Annotated in this window: 6 protein-coding genes; 3 read left to right on the top strand and 3 right to left on the bottom strand. The window is 67.1% G+C overall.

Going from position 1 to position 11,521, the window contains the following annotated elements; translation table 11 throughout:
- Positions 1-265 precede the first annotated feature (265 nt).
- Positions 266-733, bottom strand: coding sequence for a VOC family protein (locus PFLCHA0_RS21140; protein ID WP_011062443.1), 468 nt, complete (start codon positions 731-733; stop codon positions 266-268).
- 283 nt (positions 734-1,016) lie between these two features.
- Here PFLCHA0_RS21140 and PFLCHA0_RS21135 point away from each other — a divergent pair, with 283 nt between their 5' ends.
- From PFLCHA0_RS21135 to PFLCHA0_RS21125, 3 genes are all read left to right on the top strand, one after another.
- The gene (locus PFLCHA0_RS21135; RefSeq protein WP_015636476.1) at positions 1,017-2,240 is read left to right on the top strand and encodes an SfnB family sulfur acquisition oxidoreductase; all 1,224 of its coding nucleotides are present in this window, start codon (positions 1,017-1,019) and stop codon (positions 2,238-2,240) included.
- Positions 2,241-2,243: 3 nt separating this feature from the next.
- The gene (locus PFLCHA0_RS21130) at positions 2,244-2,909 is read left to right on the top strand and encodes a methionine ABC transporter permease (RefSeq protein WP_011062441.1); all 666 of its coding nucleotides are present in this window, start codon (positions 2,244-2,246) and stop codon (positions 2,907-2,909) included.
- An 82-nt stretch (positions 2,910-2,991) separates the two neighbouring features.
- A complete protein-coding gene (locus tag PFLCHA0_RS21125) occupies positions 2,992-3,762 on the top strand; it encodes a MetQ/NlpA family ABC transporter substrate-binding protein (RefSeq protein ID WP_015636475.1) in 771 nt (256 codons plus the stop codon).
- 89 nt (positions 3,763-3,851) lie between these two features.
- Here PFLCHA0_RS21125 and PFLCHA0_RS21120 read toward each other — a convergent pair whose 3' ends face one another.
- Positions 3,852-5,186, bottom strand: a complete 1,335-nt coding sequence (locus tag PFLCHA0_RS21120) for a coiled-coil domain-containing protein (RefSeq protein WP_015636474.1) — start codon at positions 5,184-5,186, stop codon at positions 3,852-3,854.
- Positions 5,183-11,509, bottom strand: a complete 6,327-nt coding sequence (locus PFLCHA0_RS21115; protein ID WP_015636473.1) for an AAA domain-containing protein — start codon at positions 11,507-11,509, stop codon at positions 5,183-5,185. The genes PFLCHA0_RS21120 and PFLCHA0_RS21115 overlap by 4 nt, the downstream gene beginning before the upstream one ends.
- Positions 11,510-11,521: the final 12 nt, after the last annotated feature.

Below are 11,521 nucleotides of genomic sequence, written 5' to 3'. Positions count from 1 at the left end.
GGCACTGGAACCCGGGACCGGGCCCGGGACAAAAAGCGCCGGGCATAGCCTGGGCCAACGCGGCCTGCTGCATCTAATTAAGACGAATGAGAATCGTAAATCCCGAAAGGCGATATGAAAGTAAATGTTACGAAGCTGCGAAACCTTCGTGAAAGCCGCTGCTTGACTGGTTTGGCCAATGCCCATGGCCCCGTAGGAGCGGGCTCGCCCGCGAACGGGTCCGCGAGACGCCTTCGCCGGCAAGCCGGCTCCTACAGGGGCAGGCTCAGCCAGCCTGTTGCTGGAACATTTCCCGGGCCCGCCGGCCGATTTCCTCGGCGCTCAGTTCCTCCTTGCGGCTGGCGAGGAACCACACATGCCCGAAAGGGTCGCGCAGGCTGCCGCTGCGATCTCCGTAGAACTGGTCCTTGACCGCCGACACTTCGGTGCCGCCCGCGGCGATCGCCTGGGCAAAGCGGCTGTCGACATCTTCCACATACAGGTGCAGCCCGACCGACGTCTTGTGGGCTTCTGGGCTGCCCATCGGGGTTTGTTCGCAAGGGCTGCCGAGCATGATGGCCGAACCGCCGATGCGCAGTTCGGCATGGCCGACCCTGCCGTCGGGCATGTCCAGGCGCATGATCTGCACCGCGTCGAAGGCCTTCTTGTAGAACTCGATGGCCTCGGCGGCGCGCTGGATGCCCAGGTAGGGGGTGACGCCGCTGAAACCTTCGGGAATGGGATTGACGCTCATCAGGGTTTCTCCTTGATCTTGTTGTTGGGGGCGACGCTGACGCCGCGTGGAGCAGGCTTCACTCTATACCCGGGCCCTTGCCTGCCTGGCACGGGCCGACGAGGTGTCGTCCAGGCAACACTGGCCTACTGTTGGCCCATCAACAGCGTTCCAGCAATCTGCCCGGTAGAGGGCCTGATGCAGGGGCGAAATACCCACCCAAGTCCTTGAATTCATTGGGGCAGGCTTTAGGCACAGAAGCTGCAATGAGCGGCAGTCACCTTCATTCGCCCGAGAGCGCCGTATGCCTGCATTGCCTGAATCTGCCGTTTATCCCCTGCACACTCCCGCTGCCCATGTGATCCGCGATGGCGCCGAAGCCCTGGCCGTGGCCCGGCAAGTGGCCGCGATCCTGCTGGAGCAGGACGCCGAGCGCGACCGTACCCGGGAAGTACCGGCGCAGGTGGTCGACCTGTACTCCAACAGTGGCTTGTGGGGCATCAGTGTGCCTCGCGAATTCGGCGGCGCCCAGGTGTCCTATGCGGTGCTGGCCGAGGTCATCGCGATCATTTCCGCTGCCGACCCGTCCCTGGGGCAGATCCCGCAGAACCACTACTGCCTGCTGGAAGACATCCGCCTGCAGGGCACGCCGGAGCAACAGGCGCACTTTTTCGCCCTGGCCCTGCAAGGCCATCGCTTTGCCAATGCGTTGTCGGAAACCGGCGGCAAGAACGTCCAGGACATCCAGGCCACTATCCGCCGCTCGGGTGACGGTTATGTGATCAATGGCCGCAAGGGCTACTGCACCGGTTCGCTGTATGCCCATTGGCTGGCAGTGCTGGCCCTGGACGAGCAGGGCAGGGGCCAGTTGGCCTTCGTGCCCCGGGGCAGCGAGGGGCTGGCGGTGATCGACGACTGGGACAGCATCGGCCAGCGCACCACCTCCAGTGGCACCGTACTGGCCCAGGACCTCAAGGTGCCGGCCTTCAACCTGTTTCCCACCTACCGTTCCTACGAAAGCCCGACCCTGGCCGGGCCCTTCGCCCAGCTGACCACGGCCGCCATTGACGCCGGGATTGCCCGGGCGGCGCTGCGCGACACCATCGCCTTCGTGCGTGAGCATGCCCGGCCGTGGATCGATGCCGGGGTGGAGAAGGCCAGTGAAGACCCGCTGACCATCATCCAGGTGGGGGCCCTGGACATTCGCCTGGAAGCCGCCGAGGCCCTGCTGGAACGGGCCGGCCTGGCCCTGGACGCGGCCCGCCCGGCACCCGATGAAGACAATGTGGCCCGGGCCTCCCTGGCGGTGGCCAAGGCCAAGGTGCTGACCACTGAAATCGCCATCGAGGCCAGCAACAAACTGTTCGAACTGGGGGGCACCCGTTCCACCCTCAAGCGCCACAACTTCGACCGCCACTGGCGCAACGCCCGGGTGCATACCCTGCACGACCCGGTGCGCTGGAAATACCACGTGGTGGGCAACTGGCTGCTCAACGACATCAAGCCACCGCGCCATGACTGGTCCTGAACCATGGCCGAACTGTTCAAGAACATTTACTGGGCCGATATCGCCCAGGCCTGCGTCGATACCCTGAGCATGCTCGGCGCGGCCCTGGGTTTTACCGTGCTGCTGGGGCTGCCCCTGGGCGTGCTGCTGTTTCTCACCGGCAAGCGCCAGTTGCATGAAGCGGTGGGCCTGTATCGGGTGCTGTCGGTGCTGGTCAACATGCTGCGCTCCTTGCCCTTCATCATCTTGCTGATCGTGCTGATTCCCCTGACCACCTTGCTGGTGGGCACCTCGCTTGGCGTGCCGGGCACCATCCCGCCGCTGGTGGTGGGCTGCACGCCGTTCTTTGCCCGGCTGGTGGAAACCGCCCTGCGGGAAGTGGACCGCGGGGTGGTGGAAGCGACCCAGGCCATGGGCGGCAGCACCTGGCAGATCATTCGCCACACCTTGCTGCCCGAAGCCCGGGGCGGTCTGCTGGCGGCGGTCACGGTGACCGCCATCGTGCTGGTGGACTACACCGCCATGGCCGGGGTGATCGGTGGCGGCGGCCTGGGCGACCTGGCGATCCGCTACGGCTACCAGCGTTTCCAGACCGATGTGATGGTGGTCACCGTGGTCCTGCTGCTGGTGCTGGTGCAGGCCCTGCAGATGACCGGTGACCGCCTGGTGGCGCACTACAGCCGCCGTTGAAGCGATTTCTTCGAACCCAACCCGAAACACGGCCCCACGTGCGCCCCACGACGGCTGCCTGCCTCTGCCTTAGGAGCAACCCATGAAGAAGACCCTGGCCGTATTGGCCGCCGTACTGTCCCTGAGCGTCAACGCCAACGAAAAGCTGCTGGTGGGCGCGACCCCGGTGCCCCACGCCGAGATCCTCGAATTCGTCAAACCGCAACTGGCCAAGGAAGGCGTGGACCTGCAGATCAAGGTGTTCACCGACTTCATCCAGCCCAACCAGCAACTGGCGCTGAAGAACCTCGACGCCAACTACTACCAGTACCGGCCGTTCCTCGATGACTTCAACAAGACCCGGCACACCGACCTGGTGCCCGTGGTGGGGGTGCACATCGAACCGTTCGGCGCCTACTCCACCAGGATCAAGACCATCGCCGAGCTCAAGGACGGGGCCAGCGTGTCGATTCCCAACGACCCGGTGAACACCGGCCGGGCCCTGGTGCTGCTGGATGAAGCGGGGCTGATCAAGCTCAAGGACCCGAGCAACACCCTGGCCACCCAGCGCGACATTGTCGAGAACCCCAAGCACCTGAAGATCCGTGAACTGGAAGGCGCCTTGCTGGCCCGCTCGGTAAGCCAGGTGGACCTGGCGTTTGTCTTCGCCAACTACGCCCTGGAAGCCGGGATCGATACCAACAGCGCCTTGATCGTGGAGAAGGGCAAGGACCTGTACATCGAATTTCTGGTGGCGCGCCCGGACAACATCAACGACCCGCGGATCCAGAAACTGGCCAAGGCGCTGAACTCCGACGCCGTGCGCCAGTTCATCCTGACCCGCTACAAAGGCCAGATCGCCCCCGGCTTCTGAGCATCTGCCCTCTTGTAGGAGCTGGCTTGCCAGCGAACGAGCCCGCGAGATCGCCTTCGCCGGCAAGCCGGCTCCTACGGGGAGGCGGGTCAGGTGCGCTGTTGCGCCTGCTCCCGGTATTGCTGCCGGGTGTCGTCCAGCAGCACCTCCCTGAGCGGCACCGCCCCTACGGCCAGGGCTTTCTCGATGCTCAGGTCGTCGCCACGGGCCGCCAGCAGGGCTTGCAGCCGCTGGAACTCGCCGCACCAGATGGTCTCGATGTCTTTGTCGCGCTGGGTATCGCGCTGGGCGCTGAGGGCTACCGCGCGTACCTGCAACCGGCCGTTGTCGGCATTGCCGCCCACCTCCACGCCATAACCCGGAGTGGCGCCCTTGCGCAGCACCACCCTGCCGTCCTGGGCCCAGGCGGTGGCCATGCCCTCGCGAACTTCGTAGCCCAGGCTGGCCAACCCTTCGAGTACCGCCTGGCGGCGGGCCAGGGCGGCGCGTTGTTGCAGCTCGGCTTCGATCAGCGCACTGAAACGGGCAATCAGCCCGTCCACTGGCGCCATATGGGCCAGGCTGCATTGGCCGGCCTGGGCCAGCTCGTTCTCGGCGGTTGCGGGGCACAAGGTCGCCACTTCGCTGGCCAGTTCCTCAAGGCGCGCCAGGCGCGCGCGGCGCTCCTGGCTGTCGCGGGTGGCCTGGGCCAGCTCCAGCACCAGGCTGTCCAGCAGCAGGTTGCGCTGCTGCACGCGGGTTTCTGCATCTATCTGGCGCAACTTGGCCAGGTAGGGTTCGGCGCTGGCCTGATCATCGAGGGTCAGCAACTGGGCAATGTGCTGCTCGATGCGTTCCAGTCTGGGTTCCGCTTGCTCATGGGCGGCGCGCCACTGCGCCAGGGTCTGGGTTGGGGTTTCGCCTTGCAGGCGCCGGGCCAGTTGCTGCTGGGCCTCGCTCAGGCCCTGTTCTTCGACTGCCGCCCCCAGGCTGGCGAAACCCTGGGCCAGGATCGACTCCACAGCCGGCACCGGCTGCCCATCGGCAATCGCCCGCAACGGCTCCAGCAATTGGGCTGCGAGCGGCTTGCCTTGCAGGGCGCCCAGCAGGGTGGCGGCGTTTTCCCGCTGGCGGCGGGCCAGTTGGCGCTGTTGCGTGGCTTGCTGCACGGCGCGGTTTTCCCGTTGTTGCAGATCGTCCTTGAGGAACTCGATCTCGATCGGTACCTGCTTTTGCAGGTCCTGCAGGCGATCGGCCTCGATCAATTGGCGCAACTGTTTGAACCGCTCGTGGGTGGCGGCCCGTTCCTGTTCGGTCAGTTGCCCCAGGCGCTGGGCTTGTGTTTCCCAGCGGGCAATCGCCTGTTCCAGGCGCCGCAGGTGACCGGCGCAGATCTCCAGGATTTCTTCACGGGTGACGATACGCACCACTTTCGGGCCGCTCATGGGGTTTGCTCCGTATCTGCCAGGGCTTGGGGCTGCGTGACCGAATCGGCGCCGGCCAGCGGCTGCAGGGCCTGCTCGATGGCGGCCTGCAGGCGAGCGCGCTCGCCTTCAGGGTCGTGGTACCAGGCCTGCGACGAGACCCGGTGCAGGTGGGGAATGGCCCGGCGCAGCACCGAAGGGCGCCAGATTTCCCGGGAGCGAGCGCGGGCCAGGAGGCCGTGGCGCGGGGTATCGCATTCGATGCCCAGAGCGTAGAGCCCGGTATCGGGGTGCTCGATGGCAAAGTCCAGGCCGAAGGCATCCCCTTCGTTGGCGCTGACCGGGCTCCAGCCAAGGGTACGGATGAACGCCGCCACCGCCTGGGTGAAGCCGTCGCTGTGGGCGTTGTGCTGGACCTTTGCATCCTGGCGCTCGGTGACCAGGCGCCCCAGCAGGCTGTGGCCGCTGGCAAACTCCCCGGCCGACAGGGCGCGGGCGTACTCCAGGTAGCCTTGCAGGTAGTCCCGCGGGCTGGCGGGCGGGCGCTGGGTGGTGAGCATGTCGGAGATATCGGCAATCGGCATCGAGGTGATCATCACCACTTTGCGCCGGGCCCGGGTCACCGCCACATTGAGCCGGCGCTCGCCGCCGGTCTGCCCCAGGACCCCGAAGTTGCGGCGGAAGCTGCCCTGGCTGTTACGCCCGAAGGTCGAGGAGAACACGATGATGTCGCGCTCATCGCCCTGGACGTTCTCGACGTTCTTGACGAACACCGACATGTCCTCGCCGTCCTCGCTGCGTTCGCGCTCCTGGCTGTAGGCCGCACGAAACGCCGGATCCTGCTCGGCGCGCAACTCCAGGCGCTCTTCGATCAGGTCGGCCTGCTTGCGGTTGAAGGTCACCACGCCCACCGAGGGGCGTTCGGCATAGGGCGCCTGCCAGAGCTCGGCCAGGTAGTCCACCACCCGTTCGGCCTCGTCGGGGTTGACCTGCTGCTGATAGACGCCGTCCACGCGGATCAGCTCCAGCGGCTTGATGGCGAGGATATTGGCCTGGGGATGGCGTACCGGGATGCTCAGGCGGTTGCCGTAGAACGAGGCGTTGGAGAAACCGATCAGCTCGCGGTAGGCCGAGCGGTAGTGGATCTGCAGGGTGGTGGCGGGTAGCGAGCTGCGAGCCAGTTGCAGCAGGTCCGGGCAGTCCTTGATTTCGCGGCGGTTCCAGGTGTCTTCGAAGGCCTCCCGTTGTTCCTCGTCGGCATCGGCGTCCGGCTGGTCGCCATCGAACAGTTCGGCTTCGTCGCTTTCCACCCGGCTGGAGAAGAAGGCGGTGGGCGGCATCTGCTTCTCGTCGCCGCTGACCACCGTGACCCGGCCCCGGTACAGGGTCGGCAGGGCGAACTCCACCGGCATCTGCGAGGCTTCGTCGTAGATCACCGTATCGAACAGCCCGGGCTTGAGCGGCAACACCCGGCTGGCCACGTCCGGGTTCATCAGCCACACCGGGCGCAGGCTCATCAGCCCCAGGCCGGCGCCCATTTCCATGAACTCGCGCAAGCGTCGCGAACGACGCCCGGTGAGGCGGGTGACGTCCTCCCACTGTTTGCGGGTGCCCAGGCGCGACAGCTCGATGCCTTCACTGAGCAACTGACGGTTGAGGTTGCGCATCTGGGTGTCGGCTTCGCCCAGGCTGGCGATCTTCGCCGCGGTTTCGCTGTGCTCGAGCATCAGCTCGGGTTGGCGTTGTTCGATCTGGCGCTTCCAGCCCAGCCGTGCTTCGCGGTTGAGCATGCGCCGCACCACGGCTTCCAGTTGCTCGGCGGGAATGGCGTCGAGCGTGTCCTGGTAATCGCGCAGGACTACCAGCAACTCCAGGTCCGCCGGCGACAGCTGGCCGGCCCGGGCCCGGAAAGCCTGGTAGGCGCTCAGGGTCGGCAAGGCGTCGCGCAGGCGGTTGAGGGCCGACTGATTGCCCTGGTTGTGCTCCACGCGCTGGCGCAGTTGGCCCAGCAGCTCGGGTTGCAGCCACTGATCCAGGCGCTGCAGGGCATTCAGGCTGTCCTGGCGCACGCTGTGGCGGATAAACGCGGCGTCGTAGCCGGCCAGCAGGCTGTCCAGAGAGCGCCGCTCGCCGGTCAGTACCACCGCATCCAACTGCTCCACCCGGGGGGCTTGCGCCAGGGTCATGGCCAGGGCGCGCATTTCTTGCAGTTGCCCGAGGTCCTGGCGTACCTGCGGCAGCAGGCCCGGGCCGCAATCGCTGGCGATTTGTGCAAGGCTCAGTTGCTGATGCAGGTGTTGCAACTGCGCGCGCAAGGGCCGCCACTGGCTTTCCAGCAGGGCCGCCGCCAGCAGTTCTGGCAGGCGCTGCGGCTGGGCCGCGGCGCCCTGTTCGGCGAGGAAGGCCAGCAACTGGCGCTGGCGGATCAGGCGCAGCGGGTTGAGCCGCGCCAGCCAGGAGCGACCCTGGATAACGGCGCGGGCGCGTTGCTGCAGGGTGCGCAGTTGGGCCGCGGGCAGGGCGCTGAGGCCCGGCGCCAGGTCGGCCTGGTAAGCGGTGGCGTCGCACTGTTCCAGTTGTTGAGCCAGTGCCTGCAGGGCCTGGATCAGCCCGTCGCCTTCTGCGGCCTGGCCGTTGCTGCCACGAAACAGCGGGAGCCAGCGTGCCAGCCGTTGGCGACGCTCATCGTCCAGGCCCAGCAGGCTGTGCAGGTGCTGGTCGAGCCAGGCGCGGTAGGGCGCCGGGTCGTCGACTTCGAAGTCGGCCGGGTGTGCCTGCAGGGTTTCCAGGCGCTGCTCCTCGCAGCTCAGCAGGCGCTCGAAGCCCTGGTTGAACGCTTGCACCGTGGCGGCGTCGGTGGGGAAGGGCTGGAGCTGGGCCAGGGCGCTGTGTTCATAGCGGGCCGGCAGCCACAGGCGGATCAGCGGCGCGCAGGCCTCTTCCAGGCGGGTCAGGCTGGCGATGTCCAGGGCCGCCAGGTGCTGGCGCAATACCGGGACATCCAGGGCCGCTGGCCCCTGTTCCAGGCCGATCAGCTCGCCGATCAACTGGCGGTAGCTCAAGCCACAGTGTTCATCGATGCGGTGCAGGCTCTGGTGGAAGCGATCCAGTTCGCCCTCCAGGGCTTCGATGCGTGCCGCCAGGCGTTCACGCTGGTGCAGCCAGGGTTGCTGGACGGCATCGTCCTTGAACAGGGCCTCAAGCTGTTCGCGGACACTGCGGATCACCGGTTCGCGGTCACGGTTGATGTCGTTGAGCATCACCACCCGGTTGCCCAGGCCTTCGGCCACCAGGCGCTTGTGCACCACTTCCAGGGCGGCGTGCTTCTGGCAGACGATCAGCAGGCTGCGCTGGCGGCCGATGGCGTCGGCCACCATGTTGACGATGGTCTGGCTCTTGCCGGTGCCGGGCGGGCCTTCCACCAGCAGCCCGGGGGCCTGTCGGGCCTGGAGCACCGCGGCTTCCTGGGAGGGGTCGCTGGCCACGGTAAAGAAGCGCTGCAGTTCAGGCGCGAGCGCGGTGGCAGCGCTGTCGCCGCTGTCGCCGCTGTCGGGCTCCGCGGGGTTCAGGCGCAGGGCGGTTTCCAGGCCGGTGCCGCCGGGGGGCAGGGCCTTGAGCTGGCGCAGGTCCTCGCCGATGGCCTGGCCCATGAAGGCCACATGGAACAGCACGGCGGCACAGGCCAGTTGATCCTGGTAGGGCTGCACTTCGGTGCTCGGCGGTGGCAGGCTGCCGAGCACCCGGGAGCTGGCAGTGGCCAGCATGCCGAAGGCGTCCATCACGTCGGCGGCCTTGAGCGCCGAACGCCCCAGCAGTTCATCGGCGGCCTTGCGCCAGAGCTTGGCGGCATCGATGCCCAGCAAGGTGTCGAGCCCCGGATTGAGGCGCACCTCTTCACGCTCGCTGTCGAAGACCAGGGCCACCTTGCCGCGGCTGCCGACTTCCAGCAGCAGCTTGACCGGCCACAGCAGCAACGGCGCGATGCGAGTGCGAGTGGTGCCACGCGCGTCCCGGGTCAGGAGGAAGGGGAAGCCCAGGTACAGGCCATCGATCCCGGTGTCGCGCTTGTACAGCGAACTCTGGCGGTACAGGCTGTTGAGCCGTGCATCCAGCTGCAGGTTTTCGGCGAAGCACGCCGGGTCGAGGCTGATGGGCTGGGCGTTGCGCGCCACCAGGTGATCCAGCAGCGCCGGGGCCGGGCTGCGCTCACTGTGCAATTCGTTGAGGTCGACCCGGGCGGTGGTCTTGCCGATGCTCATGCGCACCAGCGGGCCGCGCAGCACCACGCTGGCGACCTTCTTCTCGAAGAAGTCGAGGATCTGCGACACGTAGTGCTGCTTTTGCGGCTCCAGCCACTGCTCTGCGCCGATGGCCAGCAGCACCAGGGCCCTGGCCAGGGGCATGCGGCGTTCCAGGCGGAACTGCTCGGCCCATTCATCGACGCTTGGCACGCCACAACGGGCGAAGCCGCTGATGCGCTCATCGACTTCACGGTACAAGGCCGGGCGCGGCAGCCCCAGCAGGGCACGCGCACTGGCCGCATCGAAGCTCAGGACCACGGCTTCGCGGGCCAGGGTGGCGGCTTCTTCGAGGATCGCGTCCACCGAGCGGAACTGCCCGATGGCGGCGCTGAGCAGCACGATCAGGTCTTCTTCGCTGATGGAGCGGCGGTCCGCCAGGGACAGGATGCCGTTGTGCTCGCTGTCCGGCAGCAGGCGCTGGCGTTCTTCCCACTGTGCGGCCAGACGGGCGCGGGAGCTGGAGAGCAGGTAGATGCGCAGTTGCTCCTCGTCCAGTTCGATGGCCTGGTGCTGGGCGCGCTGGCGTACCTGTTCGGCCCGCAGCTTGAGCCGCGACAGCCAGTGCTCGGTCTCCAGGCGTTCCAGCAGGTCCGGGGCCGGGCCGCTGATCAAGCGGTAACCGTCCAGGGGATGCTCCAGCAACCAGCCGGGGGTGACGATCTCGCCGCGCTGGATCAGGGGCATTTCCGGGTTCAGCAGTTTCAAGGCGAGCATCAGCCGGGTGTCATCGTCCAGCCCTTCGTGCTGGGCCACCTGGCGCAGGCCCGCCAGCTGCCGTGCGGGCAAACCGGCCTGTTCGGCCCAGGTGACGATCACCCCGCGCAGCAGATGATCCAGGGCCTGGGGCCAGTGTTCGACTTCGGCGGCAGCCAGGGCGAACGGCCCTGGCCGGCGAAAGCGCCGGCTGCCCAGGGCGATGCTGGCGCCTTCCTCGGCGTCCTCTTCACTGGCGACCGAGGCCGGGACGCTGGGGCTTTCGCCCTGGAGCCAGGCCTGCACCTGAGGCCATTGCCAGCGCTGGTGGCGGTCCCGGGCCAGCAGGCCGCGCAGCAGCAGTTCCAGGCGCGGGTCGAGGTCATCCGGCAGCAGCACGCCGTTGGCCAGAATGTGAATCAGGTAGGCGTTGGCATTGATGCCGGCGAAGCATTCTCCCTGGGTCAGCTGTTCCAGCAGGATCATCCCCAGGCTCCACCAGTCGGAGGCCGCGGCCACGCCCCCGGCAATGGCTTCGGGGGCCATGTAGCGGCTGGTTTCCAGGGGCGAGACGATGTCCAGGTCGAACTCCGACAGCCGCGCCGAACCGAAGCCGCTGATCACCAGGTCCAGGGGCTCGCGGCTGCGCACCAGCAAGGTGGCCGGGCGCAGGTCGCGGTGGCGCAGGCCGGCTTCGCTGAAGGCATGCAGGGCCTGGCCCAGTTCACGGACGATGTGCTGCACCGCGGCCCTGTCGCTGACCACGATCCCCAGGTCGGCCAGGGTGCCGCCGGTGAGTTCTTCAGCCACTTCGAAGGCGCGCTCGTCCCAGCGGCCGGTGAGGATGATTTCCGGCACGTGTTCCCGGGGCAGGCGCTTGAGGGCTTCGTACACCGATGGGTCGGGTTCGGCGCCGGCCTGGTACAGGGTCAGCACCGCCTGGTGCGCGGTTTCCCGGTGCTCGGCGATAAAGCGCTCGCGCACGCCGCCGCTGCTGATCTGGCGCAGGAGGCGCCAGCCTTCGATCACGGTTTCACTGTCGGCGGCTGGGGGCGCGGCGGGTGGCTGTTGCTCCGGGGCGAGCGGGTCGGCGCCGCAGACCAGGCACATCAAGTCGCCGTCCACCATGGCATGACCGTTGCCGCAGAGCAGGGGGGAGCCGCTGTCCGCCGCGACCGGGGGCTGCGGCTCAAGCGCTTCGAGGGTGACTACCGGTTGTGGGCGCCAGCCTTCGGGATGAATCGCTTCGGCGGAAAGTTCCCAGCCGCAGGCCCGGTTGTCTACCTGGCCTTCACAGAAAATTTCGGCCAGTGGGCGTTCAGTCTGGCAATTGGGGCAAAAACGTATCATCGGTAGCGGTTC

The organism is Pseudomonas protegens CHA0 (assembly GCF_000397205.1).
GTDB classification, from domain to species: Bacteria; Pseudomonadota; Gammaproteobacteria; order Pseudomonadales; family Pseudomonadaceae; genus Aquipseudomonas; species Aquipseudomonas protegens.
Note: the sequence above shows the minus strand (reverse complement) of the source record. Positions and strands in the feature narration are given on the sequence as shown.

What these genes read in the sequence shown, in the direction of transcription:
- PFLCHA0_RS21140 (WP_011062443.1), bottom strand. Translation starts at nt 733, where the DNA reads ATGAGCGTCAATCCCATTCCCGAAGGTTTCAGCGGCGTCACCCCCTAC.
- PFLCHA0_RS21135 (WP_015636476.1), top strand. Translation starts at nt 1,017, where the DNA reads ATGCCTGCATTGCCTGAATCTGCCGTTTATCCCCTGCACACTCCCGCT.
- PFLCHA0_RS21130 (WP_011062441.1), top strand. Translation starts at nt 2,244, where the DNA reads ATGGCCGAACTGTTCAAGAACATTTACTGGGCCGATATCGCCCAGGCC.
- PFLCHA0_RS21125 (WP_015636475.1), top strand. Translation starts at nt 2,992, where the DNA reads ATGAAGAAGACCCTGGCCGTATTGGCCGCCGTACTGTCCCTGAGCGTC.
- PFLCHA0_RS21120 (WP_015636474.1), bottom strand. Translation starts at nt 5,186, where the DNA reads ATGAGCGGCCCGAAAGTGGTGCGTATCGTCACCCGTGAAGAAATCCTG.
- PFLCHA0_RS21115 (WP_015636473.1), bottom strand. Translation starts at nt 11,509, where the DNA reads ATGATACGTTTTTGCCCCAATTGCCAGACTGAACGCCCACTGGCCGAA.